The following is a 17,251-nucleotide window of genomic DNA, read 5'->3' as shown; positions in this document are numbered from 1 at the left end:
ACAATCTGCCGACAGGACGTATTAAAAACAGGAACGACATGACTCAATTACCTAAATTTTCCACTGCGCTATTACATCCTCGTTACTGGCTGACCTGGGCTGGCATCGGTTTATTATGGTTACTGGTGCAGCTGCCCTACCCGCTGATCTACCGTCTCGGCTGCGGCCTGGGTCGCCTGGCGATGCGCTTTATGTCCCGCCGCGCCTGGATCGCCCGACGCAATCTGGAACTCTGTTTTCCTGAGATGAGCGAGCAAGAGCGTCACGACATGGTGGTCAAAAACTTTGAATCCGTCGGCATGGGGCTGATGGAGACCGGGATGGCCTGGTTCTGGTCCGATAAACGCATGGCGCGCTGGACCGAAGTGACCGGCACCGGCATGGAGCCCGTGCATCAGCTCCAGGCGCAGAAAACCGGCGTACTGCTGATTGGCGTCCATTTTCTGACCCTGGAGATCGGCGCGCGGATGTTCGGCATGCAGGCCCCCGGCATCGGCGTCTATCGCCCGAACGACAATCCGGTGATCGACTGGCTGCAAACCTGGGGCCGGATGCGCTCCAACAAGAGCATGATCGACCGTAAAGATCTCAAGGGGATGATCCGGGCGCTGAAATCCGGCGAGGTGATCTGGTATGCGCCGGACCATGACTACGGCCCTGGCGCCAGCGTCTTCGTTCCGTTCTTTGCCGTCGATGAAGCGGCCACTACCACAGGTACCTGGACGCTGGCCCGTCTGTCGCAGGCGGCAATTGTGCCCTTCGTACCGCGCCGCAAATCCAACGGTAAGGGCTATGAGCTGATGATGCTGGAACCAGAGTGTTCCCCACCGCTGGACGATGCGAAAACCACCGCCGCGTGGATGAATGAGGTGGTTGAGAAGTGCATCCTGCTGGCACCGGAACAGTATATGTGGCTGCATCGCCGCTTCAAAACCCGCCCTGAAGGCGTACCTTCCCGCTATTAACGTTCTGCCCTGCGGCCTCTCCGGCCGCACCACCCTTTTGACTTATCATGCTTTCCCGCATTGCAGCAACCATCACCCAGGCGCATAATTAGCAGGCTTATTACTTCTTTAAATGATGATGCCGCTGCGCATCATAATGCGGATAGCTATGTCTCCCTCAGAAACGCCAATTAACTGGAAGCGGAACCTCATGGTGGCCTGGCTGGGCTGCTTTCTCACCGGGGCCGCCTTTAGCCTGGTCATGCCTTTCCTGCCGCTGTATGTCGAACAGCTGGGCGTCAGCGGCCACAGCGCCCTCAACATGTGGTCGGGACTGGTCTTCAGCATCACCTTCCTCTTCTCCGCCATCGCGTCTCCGTTCTGGGGTGGGCTGGCCGATCGCAAGGGGCGTAAGATTATGCTGCTGCGCTCGGCGCTGGGGATGGCGATTATCATGCTGCTGATGGGGATGGCGCAAAACATCTGGCAATTTCTGATCTTACGCGCCGTGCTGGGGCTGCTGGGCGGGTTTGTGCCCAATGCCAACGCGCTTATCGCCACGCAAATTCCTCGCCATAAAAGCGGCTGGGCGTTAGGCACCCTCTCCACCGGTGCGGTGAGCGGCGCTCTGCTCGGCCCGTTGGCCGGCGGGCTTCTGGCGGACAGCTACGGTCTGCGCCCGGTCTTTTTCATCACCGCGGGCGTCCTGTTTGCCTGCTTCCTGCTGACCTTTTTCTGCATTCGGGAAAATTTTACTCCGGTGCCCAAAAAAGAGATGCTGCATGCCCGCCAGGTGTTCGCCTCGCTGAAAAACCCCCGACTGGTAATCAGCCTGTTTGTCACCACCATGATCATTCAGGTAGCGACCGGGTCCATCGCGCCGATCCTGACCCTGTATGTACGCGACCTCGCCGGCCACGTCAGCAATATCGCCTTTATCAGCGGCTTAATCGCCTCGGTGCCGGGCGTGGCCGCGCTGATCAGCGCCCCGCGGCTGGGAAAACTGGGGGATCGTATCGGCCCGGAAAGGATCCTGATTGTCGCCCTGGCGATCTCCGTCCTGCTGCTTATCCCGATGTCCTTCGTGCAATCGCCGTGGCAGCTGGGCGTACTGCGCTTTTTACTCGGGGCGGCCGATGGTGCCCTGCTGCCTGCGGTCCAGACCCTGCTGGTCTATAACTCCACCAATCAGATTGCCGGCCGTATCTTCAGCTATAACCAGTCGTTCCGTGATATCGGCAACGTCACCGGCCCGCTTCTCGGGGCCGGTATCGCGGCCAGCTACGGTTTTCGCGCGGTGTTTATTGTGACCGCCTGCGTGGTGATGTTTAACGTCTTTTACTCCTGGGTAAGTCTGTCGCGGGCCGTTCGCCAGCCGCGGTCTGTCCACGAGCCGGATAGGGTATCTGCGACAGATTAAGACAACTTCGTGAATGCTTTTACGGCTTTCATACTTGCAATTATGGAGAATCAGCTATTCTTTCCCTGAACACCATGTCAAATCACAGGGAGACGCCGATGACTATGTTTGCCACTCTAGAGGAAGCGATTGATGCCGCGCGCGAGGAGTTCCTCGCTGATAATCCCGGCATTGAGGAAGATGACGCGAATATTGAGCAACTCAATATCCAGAAATATGTCATGCAGGATGGGGACATTATGTGGCAGGCCGAATTTTTTGCCGATGACGGCGAAGACGGCGAATGTCTGCCGGTGCTGAGCGGTGAAGCGGCTCAGGCAGTGTTTGATGGCGATTATGACGAAATTGAGCTCCGTCAGGAGTGGCTGGAAGAGAACACCCTGCATGAATGGGATGAGGGTGAATTCCAGCTTGAGCCGCCGCTGGATACCGAAGAGGGCCAAACCGCAGCGGATGAGTGGGATGAGCGTTAGTTACTCATAGGGCCCATGCTGAGCGTCGATGGGCAGCAGCAGGGTATCGAAAACCAGCGAGAATGGCAGATCCAGCACCGTCAGGTAACGCCACGCGGAGTCGCGAACGTCCCACTGCACGCCCGGATAGTATTGATTGCCGTGTCCCTGCCCCGGGATGGTCCGGCTGATAATACTCCCGCAGCCGCTCAGTAATAACGCCATCGTAATGACGATGAAAAATCGCATTTAATACCTCAAAGATAAAAATACCGGCCCTGGAGCCGGTATTTATTTGCCGGGTGGCGCTACGCTTACCCGGCCTACACGTCATGCAACACTGACGGCTTATTTGGTCTTCAACGCCTGCGGGTTCATCTTCAACGTCTGATAATGGTTCACCCATGAAGAGTATTTCTCCGGGGCGGACCAGACACGATAATGCAGGCGCGACAGGGTGACCGGGTCGCTCAGCAACACCAGACGACGATCGCGGTTCAGCTTCTCCGGGGTCTCGTTCAGCGCCTGCTCAACGTGACGATCGCGGGCGATCTCCAGCACATGGCTGGCACGGTGACGGGCAGTCGCCATGGCGGTGGCCAGCGCGTTGAACGATGGGTTAAACACGGCGTGCATAAAACCATCTTCCAGCGAACGGCTGCGGTTGAGCTCCAGATACCTGTCGGTATCCACCAGCACCTGCGGCGGGGAATACTCTTCCGGGATCAGGAACAGCTTCCAGCGTTTGGTGCGCAGACCCACGGTCGACCGGCTGGAGATCACCGACACGAACGGCGACAGGATCAGCGAGAAGACAATCGGTGCCAGCCAGAACAGGAAGCGCAGATCCAGCCACGCCATCCCTACGGCCCACACCAGGCCAAGCAGCATCTGCGAGCCGTGGCGCATAAAGGCTTCACTCCACGGGGTGGAGTCATCGTCACGCTGCGGTGAGTTCCAGACCACTTCCCAGCCGAGGAACGCGCTGACCACGAAGACGGTGTGGAACAGCATACGCACCGGTGCCAGCAGTACCGAGAACAGCACTTCCAGCAGCAGGGAGAGCGTTACGCGGAAGAAACCGCCGTACTCTTTCGAGCCCTTACACCAGATCAGCACGATACTAAGCAGCTTCGGCAGGAACAGCAGCACCATCGTCGAGGCAAAGAGCGCGATCGCCAGCTCGGGACGCCACTGCGGCCACACCGGGAACAGCTGGCGCGGTTGCAGGAAGTACTGCGGCTCGGTCAGGGCGTGCACCACCTGCAGCGCGGTCGACAGGGCCAGGAACATAAACCACAGCGGCGCGGAGAGGTAGGACATCACGCCGGTCAGGAACACGGCACGGTGTACCGGGTGCATCCCTTTGACGAGGAACAGGCGGAAGTTCATCAGGTTACCGTGACACCAGCGGCGGTCACGCTTCAGCTCATCCAGCAGGTTCGGCGGCAGCTCTTCATAGGAGCCCGGGAGGTCGTAGGCAATCCACACCCCCCAACCAGCACGACGCATCAGCGCGGCTTCCACGAAGTCATGCGACAGGATCGAGCCCGCAAAGGAGCCTTCGCCCGGCAGCGGCGCCAGGGCACAGTGCTCGATGAACGGCTTCACACGGATGATGGCGTTATGCCCCCAGTAGTGGGATTCACCCAGCTGCCAGAAGTGCAGACCGGCGGTAAAGAGCGGCCCGTACACGCGCGTCGCAAACTGCTGGCAGCGCGCATACAGCGTGTCCATGCCCGACGCTTTTGGCGAAGACTGGATGATCCCGGCGTTGGGGTTGGCTTCCATCAGGCGCACGAGACCCGTCAGGCAGTCACCGGTCATCACCGAGTCCGCATCCAGCACCACCATGTAGCTGTACTGGTTGCCCCAGCGACGGCAGAAGTCATCGATGTTGCCGCTTTTACGCTTCACGCGACGACGGCGACGACGGTAGAAGATCTGCCCTTCGCCCTGCACTTCGGCGATCAGCTCCATCCAGGCTTTCTGTTCCGCCACGCAAATGTCGGGGTTGTAGCTGTCACTCAGGATGTAAACGTCGAAGTGTTCGCCGTTACCGGTAGCTTTCACCGACTCCCAGGTAGCGCGCAGGCCGGCGAAGACGCGATCGACGTCTTCGTTACAGATAGGCATGATCAGCGCCGTGCGGTGCTCAGGGTTGATAGGTTCATCCCCCACCGTCGACGCAGAGATGCTGTATTTGTCACGGCCGATCAACAGCTGCAGGAAGCCCATCAGCGCGGTCCAGAAACCGGCCGATACCCAGCAGAAGAGAATGGCGAACAGCAGCAGGATGCCGCTCTGCAGAATATACGGCAGCAGCTGCATAAACGAGACCAGCAGATCCTGGCCGAACATATCGGCCGGATTGATCAGCGCCCAGCCCTGGTAAGGCAGAATGGTCTTCATATACCAGGTGGCGACGACGGTCTGCGCGATGGTCAGCAGCAGCAGGATGTAGCGGCGAATACTGCCGACGGTGCGCCATTTTTCCTCGCTGGCCTGCTGCTCTTTGGTCAGGCGAGAGAGGTAGCGCGGGGTCACGTCGCGGCCACGCAGGCGATCCCAGAAACGGCCCACCGGGTTGGTGCGCCAGGGATCCGGGAACATTGAGGAGCGCGTCGCTTTCGGCATCGCCTCAAGCTGGGTACGCCCTTCGTCATCGCGAATCAGCTGGCCTTCGGCCAGTGAGTCGGGCCAGGCCTGCTCAAGGCGGCTTTTAACCGAGCCCAGCGGGGTATCATCTTCACGGGTAAACGGATGATGATCGGCATCCAGCGCGGTATGCACCGAGCTGATGTCACCCTTCGGCAGTGCCGCCTTCTCGATATCGGTCAGCGGCATGGCATCGATATACTCAGTTGTCTTATTCATTGGCAGGTAGCTGATAGCTCCAGGTTTCACTCAGCGGCTGGTCAGCGTTCACCAGAGAGGCACGCATCTCAGTCGGTTGTTTCGCGTCTTTCAGTTTCACACGCAGGGTTAAACGCCAGCCTTTAGTGACCGGGTTATAACGCACGTTGTTTTCAACGATTTCACCGTTATCACCGATGCTTGCCTGCGCGGTGACCGGGGTTTCCGGCGCCAGTTTAGCCATCTCCTGACCGGTGAAGTCCACCACGAACGCGATAGTGCCATCCGGCTGACGGATAAGATTCGACTGCTTCACGTCACCGGTTGAACGGCGCGTCTGCAGCACATACGCGTTTTCTGGCGCATGCAGTTTGTCTTCATCGCGGCTCATGGTGATGGAGTAGTTGAAGTTCATCTCTTTCCCGGCTTCCGGAAGCTGATCCGGCGTCCAGTACGCGACGATGTTGTCGTTGGTTTCGTCGTTGGTCGGGATCTCTACCAGCTCAACTTTACCTTTGCCCCACTCGCCTTTCGGGGTGATCCAGGCGCTTGGGCGCAGATCGTAACGATCGTCCAGATCTTCAAAGCGAGAGAACTGACGACCGCGCTGCAGCAGGCCGAACCCCTGTGGGTTTTCCATGCTGAAGCTGCTTACCGCCAGATGTTTCGGGTTGTTCAGCGGACGCCAGATCCACTCGCCGTTCCCGGCAAGAATCGACAGACCGTTAGAGTCATGCAGTTCCGGGCGGAAGTTGGTGGCGGACGACGGCTGGTTAGGCCCGAACAGGAACATACTGGTTAATGGCGCAACGCCCAGCTTGCCGACTTTATCGCGCAGATAGACTTTTGACTGCACGTCAACCACGGTGTCTCGGCCCGGAATAATGACGAAACGATAGGCACCGGTCGCACGCGGAGAATCCAGCAGGGCATAGATAGTCAGGCGTTTGTCGGTCGGTTTTGGACGCTCAATCCAGAACTCGCGAAAACGAGGGAACTCTTCCCCGGAAGGCAGGGCGGTATCGATCGCCAGACCACGCGCAGAGAGGCCGTACACCTGGCCGCCGCCGATCACGCGGAAATAGCTCGCCCCCAGCATGCTGACAATTTCGTCGTTCTTATCTTTACTGTTGATAGGATAAAGCACTTTAAAGCCCGCAAAGCCCAGATCTTTCACGGTGTCTTTATCGTGTTGCACATTGCCGAAATTAAAATAATCCGGGCTGTATTTGATCTTACGTACCGCATTGGCTGTCACTTCATTAATAGTAACAGGCGTGTCGAAGTACATCCCCTGATGATAAAATTCAAGCTTGAATGGGGTCTTAATCTTATTCCAGTACGCTTTATCGTGATTAAACTGGATCTGCTGATAGTCCGCATATTTCATGTCGCGGAAAACGGAGGGCAAGTTACTTTTTGGCGCTTCGTACCCTTTACCCGCCATCGATTTTGCCTGTTTTGCGACGTCGTCGATGGTAAAGGCCAGGGCCGATGAGGTATACAGAGACAACAAGACGGCTGCCCCTAACCAACGCATTTTCATCATATGTGGTGTATGTTTCATAATAAGTAAGCACTTCCCCCTTTGTGTGCTTATATCGATCCGATCCATTTTAATGGAAAATCAGGCATTCCGACAACATAATCACCGCTTTGTTCAGCGTGCTGGCTCATGGATTAAGCAAATGAAAGTAACCCGTTTTCACTTTGCGTGCTTATCCTGGAGACAGTATGTCGGACTTCGTGTAGGGTTGGCCCCGAATGTAACCACTATTGGTCTTAGGGATAAGGCGATAAGTCTGAGAATGCGCAACGTCATATGAGTACCGTACCCGCACAACGCGAATATTTCCTTGATTCTATTCGGGCCTGGCTCATGCTGCTGGGGATCCCATTTCACATCTCATTGATCTATTCGAGCCACGTCTGGCACGTCAATAGCGCCGAGTCCTCGTGGTGGCTGACGCTATTCAACGATTTTATCCATTCCTTCCGGATGCAGGTCTTTTTCGTTATTTCGGGCTATTTTTCCTACATGCTTTTTCTGCGCTACCCGCTTAAACGGTGGTGGAAAGTGCGCGTCGAGCGCGTCGGCATCCCGATGCTCACCGCTATTCCCCTGCTCACGCTGCCGCAATTTATTATGCTGCAGTACGTAAAAGGCAAAGCGGATACCTGGCACAACCTGTCGCTGTACGAAAAATATAACACCCTCGCCTGGGAACTGATCTCGCACCTGTGGTTCCTGCTGGTGCTGGTGGTGATGACCACGATCTGCCTGTGGCTGTTCAGCCGCATGCGCCGCCATCTCAGTACCCGGACGGAGACGTTTTTTGCCAACATCAGCTGGGGCAAACTGTCGATTCTGTTTTTACTGCTGGGCATTGCCTATGCCGCGCTGCGCCGCACGCTGTTAATGGTTTACTCGCCGATCCTCAGCGACGGTCTGTTTAATTTTGTGGTGATGCAGACGCTCTTCTATCTTCCTTTCTTTATGATTGGCGCGCTGGCATTTGTGCATCCCAAACTGAAAGCCCTGTTCACTACCCCATCGCGCGGCTGCACCCTCGGGGCGGCGCTGGCGTTTGTCGCCTATCTGCTGAATCAGCGTTATGGCAGCGGTGATGCGTGGATGTATGAAACCGAAAGCGTGATCACCATGCTGCTGGGGCTGTGGATGGTAAATGTGGTCTTTGCCCTGGGGCACCGCCTGCTGAACTTTAAATCCGCGCGCGTGACCTATTTTGTCAACGCCTCGCTGTTTATCTATCTGGTGCATCACCCGTTGACGCTGTTCTTTGGCGCTTATATCACGCCGCATATCAGCTCAAATCTGCTGGGCTTTATCTGCGGGCTGGTGTTCGTGGTCGGTATTGCGATTGCGCTGTATGAAATTCATCTGCGTATTCCGCTGCTGCGCTTCTTATTTTCCGGTAAACCGGCCAGCAAACCCAATAACACCCCGCAGGCCACCAGCTAAATGTTGTGCGCCGGTCACTGAACCGGCGCCGCTTTACAGCAGCCACTCTACGGGTAGCCAATAGGCCAGCCGCACCAGCATCCGCTGCCAGAAACGGGTTTTGGGTTCCTTTGTGTGCACAATTTCCTGTCCATCCTTGCGCTCAATCCAGTTCAGTCGTCCCAGACTGTCCAGCTTTATCTGCCAGGCCTCATGGCGTTGACTGCGGACAAAACGGGTATGGATCAGTCTCGCCAGCACCTCGCTTTCAATGACAAAGCCCATCTCGGTATTGAGCATGGTTGACCGGGGATCAAAATTAAGCGAACCAATAAACACTTTCTCACCGTCGATACTGAACGTCTTGGCATGCAGGCTGGAACCGGAGTTCCCGGTAATACCGCGGTCGTGCACCACCGGTACGCCATCCTGGGTCGGCTTAAGTTCGTACAGTTCAATGCCGTGGCGCAACAGCTTCTTGCGCCAGCGGGCATAGCCTGCATGCACCACGGCGACATCGTTAGCCGCCAGGGAATTGGTCATAATGGCGACTTTTACCCCTTTACGTACCATCTGCAGCAGCAGGGCTACCCCCGCCCGGGTCGGAACAAAATAGGCGGAGATAATCGCAATTTGCTCCACCGGCGAGCCCATGACGTCCAGCAAACGCTGCGGCAGCAGCGAATGGCGTTTTGCCCTGCCCTGCCCTTTACGCGGATCGTCACTGAGCAACCGGGTTTTCGCCCAGATCAGCGGCAAATTACCGGCCTCGAGGCGGGTAATAAACTCGCTGGACTGGAGTTTATCCAGATAGCGGCGGGTGATATCGTCCCGATACCACTCTTCAGGCGGGTGAATTTTATCCTCGATCTCGGTCTCCGACAGCTCCAGCACCTGCTGGAGCGTGGAAACCGAGGCGCAGTTCCAGTAGCGTTCAAAATCATCGGCCACGTCCTGAACTACCGGACCTGTTGCCATCACATCCAGATCGGAGAATAAAGGCTCCTCGCCCGCGCCAAAATAGGCATCTCCGATATTTCTGCCACCAACAATAGTGACCTCCCCATCCACGGTAAAACTCTTGTTATGCATTCGCCGGTTGAGTCGGGCGAAGTCCGTGAGGTAACCAAGGGCGCGCAGGGTACGAAATGAGAAAGGGTTAAACAGACGAACGGAGAAATTGGGATGCGCGTCCAGCAGGCGCAGGATAGCGTCCAGCCCCTGCGTATTGTTGTCATCCAGCAGCAGACGCACCCGCACGCCGCGCATGGCGGCGGAGAGCAACACGGAAAACAACAGTCTTCCGGACATGTCATCTTCCCAGATGTAGTACTGCACATCGAGGGTCTTTTCCGCCATCTCCGCCAGCCGGTAACGGCAGGCGAAGGCGTCAAGACTGTTATCAAGAGGGAGAAGACCACAAAGGCCAGGATGAGCAGAGCTGACCGGCGCAATAGCGCGCCCAAGTCGCGTGTTATGCGTCGGTTTCCTGTCCTCGTTGGGTAAGCAGTCGCTTGTATAGCCGGGCATTTTCTTCATCATAGCAGACAAAGTATACCCGCTCCGGCAGAGGCTTGCGGGTGAGATAATCCGAAACCGTATTAACGGCGATTTCTGCCGCTGCGGCACGCGGATAACCGTACACGCCGGTGCTGATTGCCGGGAATGCGAGGGTGTGATAGCCGTTGGCTGCCGCCAGGTTCAGGCTGTTGCGATAAGCCTCTTCCAGGATCCGGGCTTCATGACGATCGCCTCCATGCCAGACGGGGCCAACGGTGTGGATCACCGCTTTGGCTGGCAGGTCGCCTGCCAGCGTAATGACCGCCTGGCCCGGCGCGCATTCGCCCTGCTGCTGACGTACCACCTTGCAGGCCTCCAGCAGTGCGGGCCCGGCCGCCCGGTGAATGGCGCCATCCACGCCGCCACCGCCCATCAACGAGGGATTGGCGGCATTGACCACCACATCGACGTGCAGGGTGGTGATATCACCGAGAAAAACTTCAATACGCGAGTTCATAATCAACCTCTGCTGACGTTTTTTTCTTAAGTGTATCGCAGAGGATGGGGTGTGTAAGCCCTGCAATCAGAAAACCGCCCCGCCTTAGCGGTAATCCACCTGAACAATAGCCAACGATTTTTCAGGGTTAATGTATTTCATACTGATGGCCGCGCGATCCGTTACAGCAGCCTCATATAAGGCATCTGAATAGCTCACCTGTTGGGTATGCATTTTTGTATTCTGCGGACAGGTCACCGAAATGGTGTGCGACGCCGGGGAGATCACGCAGGGATCTTCGACAACCTGTCCGGTGAAATGGATGACTGTCGCGGCATAAGCCGGGGTGAACGTCACCGCCATCACGAGCGCGGCGGAAAGTTTGATACGGGACGAGATCATCGGTGCGATCCTTAATGAAAATCGTCCTTGATGATAATAAGACAGGCCCCGGGCTGGGCTGTCGACTGGCATCGACGATGCCAGCAACATCAGAATAACCACACACAAACATTTACGCTACATTAATCAATCCATTGATTTCATGAATATTTTACCCATTATGCTTTTGACGGCGGCCACTGCTGCGACAGGTGCAGTGATTTGCCATCCGACACCGTAACAATGACATTCACTTTGTCGTTGGGTCCCGAGTTAACGGTCATTCGGGAAAGATTGACCGTTTTATTAGCCGGTAATGAGACGGTATTTTGCTGCCGCGAGGTACTCTGCCCACCGGGTCCGCTGCGCGAGGTGAGGATCTGCACCTGGCATAAACAGGGTTCGGTCACCGTTACCTGAGGAATAATGGTCAACATTTCGCCTTCAGTGGCCGTCTGAAAGGTAATCTGGCTGGTGAGCGCAGCAAGCAGTAAAAGTGTATTCATGATCTTCTCCCAAAAAAAAACAGGGCCTCAGCCCTGTTTTTTCGTCGTACGGACGTCAGCGTTAGTACTGGCCAGCTGTAACGGTGTTGCCGAAGCCAACCTGAGTGATGTTAGCGGTAGCACCGTTAGAGGTCTGATTCAGACTCACTTCGTTACGACCACCAGACTGACGAACGTTAGCGGTGAGGTCACGACCACTCCACTGGCTGATGGTCGCTTCGTTACCCTGGCCACGCTGGTTCAGGTCGATTTCGCTGTTATCAGCGCCCTGTGACAGGTCAGCATCGTTACCGAAACCGTTCTGAGTTACGGTGATTTCAGACCCACGAGCGTCGCTCTGCAAAGCGTCTACGTTGTTACGACCACCGTACTGATAAACAGTCAGGGTTTCTGGGCTAACGTTATTTCCACCATTGTTGCCGCCGCCATGATTATTGCCCCATTGTGGAATGGAGCCAGCCATAGCACTGCCAGAAACCACGATTGCTGCAATTACTGCCACTTTTAAAAGTTTCATTGTAAAGCCCCCATCGGATTGATTAATTCATCACTCAATAGCTAGCGTTGGATTACGCGAATCGCCATTTGTGACTGTCTCTGCACTACAACTGCCGTTTTTTGCGTACCGTACTGCGTAATATTCGCTCTGTTACCAGAACCTTTCTGAATAATCATTGCGGTATTACCATATGCACCTTGATTAATACTCGCACTGTTCGAGTTCCCTTTTTGATCAACGTAGGCAAGGTTATAACTGCCTGATTGTTCAATGTTCGCCCGATTATTTCCGCCTTCCTGGGAAACGACAGATAACAATTTCGTGCCCTGCTGGAGAACAGTTGCGTTATTATTAACGCCCTGCTGTCCAATAATAGCGGCCTGGTTATAGGATGATTTACTCAATTCATTAACCGCAAAATTGTATTCTGAAGCTGCCAAATCAGGGGTAGCGAAAACAAATCCAGGTGCACCCAGTAATGTAAACATCAATAACAACTTGTTCTTCATGTTATCACCCTGGACCTGGTGGTAAAATAACTTGCGTTAACAAGGTGAAATATTTTGTTAACCCGGCGTTACGATGAAGAGTATGTCTGCCGAAACAATTTTAATATCTCACCCGCCAGTTGTATTTTTATTTTCATCGTCACCCCAAAGTATTAAAAAAAATTAAACACCCCGGTGATACAGCGGTTTGACAGGCCTTTTAAAAAGCGCATATACAGATTTCGGAAATGGATAGCGGTGAAAATGCTGATTTGCCGTTTCGCCTGCCTTGCAGGGGAGTTTGACGATATATCCATGAATGCGTGACAAACTCCGTGATTTCTTAAGACGTTTACACATTGTAAAAATAGGCTTAGCGTTTTGACCAGGCTCATACCTTATCCTTAACAGTGCCTTAAATATATATCTCTTAATAATCAATAAGATAATATAATTTGTATGATTTTTAAAATGTGTGCATCAATATGTTTGTGTACAACTTTTTGATGAAGTCTCATCAATTCATGAACTCAAATTTTACAATTTAATATTGATTTTTACATCTTGTTACACGTTTAACACTTGCTTTAAAAATCGTAATAGCTAGATTGAAAACAGAAGTTCGGCATTGTTATTTTATTTTCCCTTACTTCAAGGGATATGGTCTTTCTTCTACACACAGCAGTGCAACATCTGTCAGTGCTTCTGGTGCCCCCAATAATATTATTGGGGGCAGCTGCCAGATGTTTCAAAAAAGGGGTTTCATCATGTTTAATGAAGTCCAAAGCTTTCATGGTCAGACATTATTGTTAGTGACCAAGCCTTCTTTACAGGCGACAGCCTTACTACAGCATTTAAAGCAAAGTCTTACATTGAGCGGAAAATTGCATAGCATTCAACGCTCTTTCGATGACATTGCGCCTGGCAGTATTATTCTTTTCGATATGATGGAAGCGGATAAAAAACTTATCCAATACTGGCAAGATATTTTAAGCAGAAAAAACAACAATATCCGTGTTCTATTGTTGAATACGCCTGAAGAGTATCCTTTCAGGGATATTGAAAGCTGGCCGCATATCAATGGTGTCTTTTATGTCAACGAGGACGAGACGCGCGTGGTTGATGGCCTGCAGGGCGTTCTGCGTGGTGAATGCTACTTTTCGCAAAAACTTGCCAGCTACCTCATAACGCATTCCGGAAATTATCGCTATAACAGTTCAGAGTCTGCGTTGCTGACCCATCGCGAAAAAGAGATTCTGAATAAATTACGCATCGGAGCTTCAAATATTGAAATCGCCCGTTCGTTATTTATCAGCGAAAATACGGTTAAGACCCATCTTTATAATCTTTTCAAGAAGATAGCTGTTAAAAACCGGACGCAGGCGGTTTCATGGGCGAACGATAACCTCAGGCGTTAACAGTATGAAACGCACAATGAGTTGGATTGCCGCAGCAGGCTTTTGGCTTGCTGCCGGGAATCTGCATGCGGTTGAAGTTGAGGTTCCAGGATTGTTAACCGACCACACTGTCTCGGCAGTTGGACACGCTTTTTATCGCGAGTTCAGCGACAAATGGGAAAGTGACTATCCTGGGAACTTAACGATTAATGAACGGCCCAGTGCGCGATGGGGAAGTTGGATCACCATAACGGTCAATCAGGACGTTATATTCCAGACATTTTTATTCCCAACGAAAAAAGACCTCGATCAAAACGTGGTCTTCGCTCTGGCTCAAACCGAAGAAGCAATAAATCGTCTGCAGATCGATAAAGCTCTGCTCAGTACCGGCGATTTAGCGAAAGACGAATTTTAATTCGGAGGCATTCATGCGTGTTGTCCATGCAGCTATTGCTTTAATGCTCATTCCATCGTTGAGCTGGGCCGGAAATATGACCTTCCAGTTCCGGAACCCTAACTTCGGTGGTAACCCCAATAACGGCTCTTTTCTTTTAAACTCGGCCCAGGCGCAAAATTCCTATAAGGATCCGAGCGCCGACGATGACTTCGGTATTGAGACCCCAAGCGCCCTGGATAACTTTACCCAGGCGATCCAGGCCCAGGTTCTGGGCGGATTATTGACCAACATCAACACCGGTAAACCGGGCCGTATGGTGACCAGCGACTTTATTGTCGACATCGCCAATGCGGACGGACAAATGCAGTTAAATGTCACGGACCGGAAAACGGGGAGAACGTCCACCATTCAGGTTGCTGGCTTGCAAAATAACTCTACCGACTTCTAAGCAATGTCGAGATAAGGACAATAATCATGCAGCGCTTTCTCATACTTGTTGCAGTATGCTTATTGAGCGGTTGTTTAACTGCTCCCCCGAAACAGGCGGCAAAACCGACATTAATGCCTCGCGCCCAAAGCTATCGTGATTTAACCCAGTTACCACTGCCAACGGGTAAAATCTACGTGTCGGTTTACAATATTCAGGATGAAACGGGTCAATTTAAACCTTATCCGGCAAGTAACTTCTCCACTGCTGTCCCGCAAAGCGCCACCGCGATGCTGGTCACGGCGTTAAAAGATTCTCGCTGGTTTATTCCTCTGGAACGCCAGGGGCTGCAAAACCTGCTCAACGAACGCAAAATCATTCGTGCAGCGCAGGATAACGGCACCGTGGCGATGAACAACCGTATTCCGTTGCACTCACTCACGGCGGCAAACGTCATGGTTGAAGGCTCGATTATCGGTTACGAAAGTAATGTGAAATCGGGGGGCGTGGGGGCGCGCTACTTCGGTATCGGCGGTGACACCCAGTACCAGCTTGACCAGATCGCGGTGAACCTGCGTGTGGTCAACGTCAGTACCGGGGAGATCTTATCCTCCGTCACCACCAGCAAAACGATTCTCTCTTACGAGGTTCAGGCCGGGGTGTTCCGCTTTATCGACTACCAGCGACTGCTGGAAGGCGAAATCGGCTATACCTCGAACGAACCGGTGATGCTGTGCCTGATGTCGGCTATCGAAACCGGGGTAATCTTCCTGATTAACGACGGTATCGATCGCGGCCTGTGGGACCTGCAAAACAAGAACGAAGTGAAAAACGATGTTCTGGTGAAATACCGCGAGATGTCATCGCCGCCAGAATCCTGACAGAAAGCGCATTAAAAAGGCGAGACCGGGGTCTCGCCTTTTTTATTTGCTTAACGCCGTGACGTTTCGCGTCCTGTCTCTGCGCGCCGCCAGCCACAGGCCGCTGTTTTTCATCGCGTAGCCAAACACCAGCCCTAAGGCCAGCGAAGGGACCACCAGCCGCCAGTCCCCCTGCCCTGCAAAGGTGGCGCAGGCGCCCATAAAGGTGCCGGGTACAAACGACAGCAGCAGATGTTTCGCCTGGATACACATCAAAAACGCCACCACGCCGGTCATGACGTAGCCGACAATCTCCAGATGGGGTGCCAGCGCGCTGCCGTGGATAATAATCATTGCCCACACCACACCGCTGATCAGCGTACACGCCGAGATAAACAACCCCTTCACGCCACCCTGTGGGCAGGCGAAATAGGCCGTGCAGCCCAGAAAACCCGCCCAGCTCAGGAGGCCAAGGGAGACGGCGACCCATCCCCATATGCCGGAGAGGATCCCTGTTGTGATTGCAATAGAAAGTAATATGTTCATGGCGCGCATCTTAGCAGATACGCGGCCATGAAATGAGATCAAGAACACATAATATGCAAATTGAGATTTGCTGTTACATTAATAAAGTGATCCAGATCACTATTCATTCTCTTCCTGCAGTTCGTCCCACATAGCGGCAACGGCGTCGCGGGTGAGAGGTGCCATAGTGCGCCAGAACGGCGACGCAGCATGCGCCTCTACCTTGCCGAGAAACGCCCCACACCAGGGTAAAATGTACTCCCCAAAGAGCGTTTCCAGCGCCTCGTTTTCGTCTTCTGCCGCGTGATCTTCAATCCACGATGCCGCTAGCAGCAGCGTGCCGATATGATCGGCTGGCGTATCGGTCAGCGGCATACCGCGTGAAGAGAGAAACGCACGTACTTCAGCTTCGGTAGCCCCCTCTTCCCAGGCGGAGCGATAAGGCGACACGCGACACTCTTCCCCGACAAACAGCGCATTGTAATCGGCTGCAATCTGCTGCATGTCGCAGCTGTTTTGCAGACGCAGCAGCAGCTCATCCTGCTCAAGCGGCCAGCTCTGGGCCAGCTTGCCTTCGCGGATCAGGGTAAACAGCGGCACCAGCAGCGGATCCTGCGGCTGACGATAGTAGAGGGAACCCAGTACGCGGCAGAGGATGGAAAACTCGTTCATTTATTTAGTCCATTACACAGTTAAAATTCAGCAAATTCGGCGATCGGCGCCATACCACGCGACGCCAGGAAGTCGAGTAAACGACGTGGCGTCACGTTCAGAATGCGATCTTCAGGGAAGCCTACCGCATCGAGGATCTTGCGGCACTCGCTAAAATCACCCAGCGTAAAGGCGGTATGGGAGTCGGATCCCAGAGCCACGTATCCGCCGGCGTCACGCACCGCCGCCGCGACGTCACGGCAGTTCGCTTCACTGCCCTTGCGGGAGTGAATAAACGAGGAGTTGTTGATCTCCAGCGCTACGCGATGCTCTGCCGCCGCACGGGCGACGGCCTGAATGTCGATAGGGTATTTCGGGTTGCCCATTAGCCAGCCAGTAGATAAATGCATTTAATCCCCGTCATGACCACCGAAACGTTCTTAGTTATTATAACCAGTACTGCCAGCATCCCCTAACACAGCCTGACTTA

Annotated in this window: 19 protein-coding genes and 1 pseudogene; 8 read left to right on the top strand and 12 right to left on the bottom strand. The window is 54.0% G+C overall.

What is annotated here, in order from left to right:
* The first annotated feature begins 38 nt into the window (after nucleotides 1–38).
* The 3 genes from GNG27_RS08945 (at nucleotide 39) to GNG27_RS08935 (ending at nucleotide 2,837) form a co-directional block, all read left to right on the top strand.
* Entirely contained in the window at nucleotides 39–965 is a 927-nt protein-coding gene (locus GNG27_RS08945; RefSeq protein ID WP_142489045.1) for a Kdo(2)-lipid IV(A) acyltransferase, read from the top strand.
* A gap of 148 nt (nucleotides 966–1,113) precedes the next feature.
* Complete coding sequence (gene mdtG, locus GNG27_RS08940) at nucleotides 1,114–2,364, top strand: multidrug efflux MFS transporter MdtG (RefSeq protein WP_156263441.1); 1,251 nt, start codon at nucleotides 1,114–1,116, stop codon at nucleotides 2,362–2,364.
* A gap of 98 nt (nucleotides 2,365–2,462) precedes the next feature.
* Nucleotides 2,463–2,837 (top strand): MysB family protein, encoded by a 375-nt coding sequence (locus tag GNG27_RS08935; protein WP_039032335.1) that lies wholly within the window; start codon nucleotides 2,463–2,465, stop codon nucleotides 2,835–2,837.
* Here GNG27_RS08935 and GNG27_RS08930 read toward each other — a convergent pair whose 3' ends face one another.
* The 3 genes from GNG27_RS08930 to mdoG all read right to left on the bottom strand — a co-directional run bounded on the left by GNG27_RS08930 (nucleotide 2,838) and on the right by mdoG (nucleotide 7,221).
* Nucleotides 2,838–3,065 carry a YceK/YidQ family lipoprotein gene (locus tag GNG27_RS08930; RefSeq protein WP_114387444.1) on the bottom strand — a complete coding sequence of 76 codons (228 nt, stop codon included), beginning with the start codon at nucleotides 3,063–3,065 and terminating at the stop codon, nucleotides 2,838–2,840.
* Nucleotides 3,066–3,164: 99 nt separating this feature from the next.
* Entirely contained in the window at nucleotides 3,165–5,693 is a 2,529-nt protein-coding gene (gene mdoH, locus GNG27_RS08925; RefSeq protein WP_156263440.1) for a glucans biosynthesis glucosyltransferase MdoH, read from the bottom strand.
* Entirely contained in the window at nucleotides 5,686–7,221 is a 1,536-nt protein-coding gene (gene mdoG, locus GNG27_RS08920; RefSeq protein ID WP_142489042.1) for a glucans biosynthesis protein MdoG, read from the bottom strand. The genes mdoH and mdoG overlap by 8 nt, the downstream gene beginning before the upstream one ends.
* A gap of 273 nt (nucleotides 7,222–7,494) precedes the next feature.
* Here mdoG and mdoC point away from each other — a divergent pair, with 273 nt between their 5' ends.
* Nucleotides 7,495–8,655 carry a glucans biosynthesis protein MdoC gene (mdoC, locus tag GNG27_RS08915; protein ID WP_156263439.1) on the top strand — a complete coding sequence of 387 codons (1,161 nt, stop codon included), beginning with the start codon at nucleotides 7,495–7,497 and terminating at the stop codon, nucleotides 8,653–8,655.
* Nucleotides 8,656–8,688: 33 nt separating this feature from the next.
* Here the strand turns inward: mdoC and GNG27_RS08910 are convergent, their stop codons facing one another.
* From GNG27_RS08910 to csgB, 6 genes are all read right to left on the bottom strand, one after another.
* A complete protein-coding gene (locus GNG27_RS08910; RefSeq protein ID WP_197090594.1) occupies nucleotides 8,689–10,173 on the bottom strand; it encodes a phospholipase D family protein in 1,485 nt (494 codons plus the stop codon).
* A complete protein-coding gene (gene ymdB, locus GNG27_RS08905) occupies nucleotides 10,109–10,651 on the bottom strand; it encodes an O-acetyl-ADP-ribose deacetylase (protein WP_156263437.1) in 543 nt (180 codons plus the stop codon). The genes GNG27_RS08910 and ymdB overlap by 65 nt, the downstream gene beginning before the upstream one ends.
* A gap of 84 nt (nucleotides 10,652–10,735) precedes the next feature.
* Nucleotides 10,736–11,122, bottom strand: a complete 387-nt coding sequence (locus GNG27_RS08900; RefSeq protein ID WP_231600438.1) for a type 1 fimbrial protein — start codon at nucleotides 11,120–11,122, stop codon at nucleotides 10,736–10,738.
* Nucleotides 11,123–11,190: 68 nt separating this feature from the next.
* Nucleotides 11,191–11,517: a curli assembly chaperone CsgC gene (csgC, locus tag GNG27_RS08895; protein ID WP_142489038.1), complete on the bottom strand. Its 327-nt coding sequence runs from the start codon at nucleotides 11,515–11,517 to the stop codon at nucleotides 11,191–11,193.
* 61 nt (nucleotides 11,518–11,578) lie between these two features.
* Nucleotides 11,579–12,034: a curli major subunit CsgA gene (gene csgA / locus GNG27_RS08890; protein ID WP_142489037.1), complete on the bottom strand. Its 456-nt coding sequence runs from the start codon at nucleotides 12,032–12,034 to the stop codon at nucleotides 11,579–11,581.
* A gap of 41 nt (nucleotides 12,035–12,075) precedes the next feature.
* The gene (csgB, locus tag GNG27_RS08885; protein ID WP_142489036.1) at nucleotides 12,076–12,525 is read right to left on the bottom strand and encodes a curli minor subunit CsgB; all 450 of its coding nucleotides are present in this window, start codon (nucleotides 12,523–12,525) and stop codon (nucleotides 12,076–12,078) included.
* A 746-nt stretch (nucleotides 12,526–13,271) separates the two neighbouring features.
* On the opposite strand from csgB, the gene csgD reads away from it, so the two are divergent.
* The 4 genes from csgD to csgG are packed head-to-tail and all read left to right on the top strand — an operon-like array spanning nucleotide 13,272 to nucleotide 15,606.
* Nucleotides 13,272–13,922, top strand: a complete 651-nt coding sequence (gene csgD / locus GNG27_RS08880; protein WP_142489035.1) for a biofilm master transcriptional regulator CsgD — start codon at nucleotides 13,272–13,274, stop codon at nucleotides 13,920–13,922.
* 4 nt (nucleotides 13,923–13,926) lie between these two features.
* Nucleotides 13,927–14,316 (top strand): curli production assembly/transport protein CsgE, encoded by a 390-nt coding sequence (gene csgE / locus GNG27_RS08875; RefSeq protein WP_142489034.1) that lies wholly within the window; start codon nucleotides 13,927–13,929, stop codon nucleotides 14,314–14,316.
* 13 nt (nucleotides 14,317–14,329) lie between these two features.
* Nucleotides 14,330–14,746, top strand: coding sequence for a curli production assembly/transport protein CsgF (csgF, locus tag GNG27_RS08870; protein ID WP_142489033.1), 417 nt, complete (start codon nucleotides 14,330–14,332; stop codon nucleotides 14,744–14,746).
* Nucleotides 14,747–14,772: 26 nt separating this feature from the next.
* Nucleotides 14,773–15,606 (top strand): curli production assembly/transport protein CsgG, encoded by an 834-nt coding sequence (csgG, locus tag GNG27_RS08865; protein WP_032617498.1) that lies wholly within the window; start codon nucleotides 14,773–14,775, stop codon nucleotides 15,604–15,606.
* Nucleotides 15,607–15,648: 42 nt separating this feature from the next.
* Here csgG and GNG27_RS08860 read toward each other — a convergent pair whose 3' ends face one another.
* From GNG27_RS08860 to GNG27_RS08850, 3 genes and pseudogenes are all read right to left on the bottom strand, one after another.
* Nucleotides 15,649–16,131: a DUF1097 domain-containing protein gene (locus tag GNG27_RS08860; RefSeq protein WP_142489032.1), complete on the bottom strand. Its 483-nt coding sequence runs from the start codon at nucleotides 16,129–16,131 to the stop codon at nucleotides 15,649–15,651.
* A 99-nt stretch (nucleotides 16,132–16,230) separates the two neighbouring features.
* Nucleotides 16,231–16,782, bottom strand: coding sequence for a molecular chaperone (locus GNG27_RS08855; protein WP_156263436.1), 552 nt, complete (start codon nucleotides 16,780–16,782; stop codon nucleotides 16,231–16,233).
* A 20-nt stretch (nucleotides 16,783–16,802) separates the two neighbouring features.
* Nucleotides 16,803–17,144, bottom strand: a pseudogene (locus GNG27_RS08850) (phosphatase); the annotation flags it as partial.
* Nucleotides 17,145–17,251: the final 107 nt, after the last annotated feature.

Source organism: Leclercia sp. 119287 (assembly GCF_009734485.1).
GTDB classification, from domain to species: Bacteria; Pseudomonadota; Gammaproteobacteria; order Enterobacterales; family Enterobacteriaceae; genus Enterobacter; species Enterobacter adecarboxylatus_C.
This window is presented reverse-complemented; position numbering and strand designations above follow the sequence as displayed.

Coding starts and splice junctions, on each gene's coding strand:
- GNG27_RS08945 (WP_142489045.1), top strand. CDS start 39: ATGACTCAATTACCTAAATTTTCCACTGCGCTATTACATCCTCGTTAC.
- mdtG (WP_156263441.1), top strand. CDS start 1,114: ATGTCTCCCTCAGAAACGCCAATTAACTGGAAGCGGAACCTCATGGTG.
- GNG27_RS08935 (WP_039032335.1), top strand. CDS start 2,463: ATGACTATGTTTGCCACTCTAGAGGAAGCGATTGATGCCGCGCGCGAG.
- GNG27_RS08930 (WP_114387444.1), bottom strand. CDS start 3,065: ATGCGATTTTTCATCGTCATTACGATGGCGTTATTACTGAGCGGCTGC.
- mdoH (WP_156263440.1), bottom strand. CDS start 5,693: ATGAATAAGACAACTGAGTATATCGATGCCATGCCGCTGACCGATATC.
- mdoG (WP_142489042.1), bottom strand. CDS start 7,221: ATGATGAAAATGCGTTGGTTAGGGGCAGCCGTCTTGTTGTCTCTGTAT.
- mdoC (WP_156263439.1), top strand. CDS start 7,495: ATGAGTACCGTACCCGCACAACGCGAATATTTCCTTGATTCTATTCGG.
- GNG27_RS08910 (WP_197090594.1), bottom strand. CDS start 10,173: ATGAAGAAAATGCCCGGCTATACAAGCGACTGCTTACCCAACGAGGAC.
- ymdB (WP_156263437.1), bottom strand. CDS start 10,651: ATGAACTCGCGTATTGAAGTTTTTCTCGGTGATATCACCACCCTGCAC.
- GNG27_RS08900 (WP_231600438.1), bottom strand. CDS start 11,122: ATGTTGCTGGCATCGTCGATGCCAGTCGACAGCCCAGCCCGGGGCCTG.
- csgC (WP_142489038.1), bottom strand. CDS start 11,517: ATGAATACACTTTTACTGCTTGCTGCGCTCACCAGCCAGATTACCTTT.
- csgA (WP_142489037.1), bottom strand. CDS start 12,034: ATGAAACTTTTAAAAGTGGCAGTAATTGCAGCAATCGTGGTTTCTGGC.
- csgB (WP_142489036.1), bottom strand. CDS start 12,525: ATGAAGAACAAGTTGTTATTGATGTTTACATTACTGGGTGCACCTGGA.
- csgD (WP_142489035.1), top strand. CDS start 13,272: ATGTTTAATGAAGTCCAAAGCTTTCATGGTCAGACATTATTGTTAGTG.
- csgE (WP_142489034.1), top strand. CDS start 13,927: ATGAAACGCACAATGAGTTGGATTGCCGCAGCAGGCTTTTGGCTTGCT.
- csgF (WP_142489033.1), top strand. CDS start 14,330: ATGCGTGTTGTCCATGCAGCTATTGCTTTAATGCTCATTCCATCGTTG.
- csgG (WP_032617498.1), top strand. CDS start 14,773: ATGCAGCGCTTTCTCATACTTGTTGCAGTATGCTTATTGAGCGGTTGT.
- GNG27_RS08860 (WP_142489032.1), bottom strand. CDS start 16,131: ATGAACATATTACTTTCTATTGCAATCACAACAGGGATCCTCTCCGGC.
- GNG27_RS08855 (WP_156263436.1), bottom strand. CDS start 16,782: ATGAACGAGTTTTCCATCCTCTGCCGCGTACTGGGTTCCCTCTACTAT.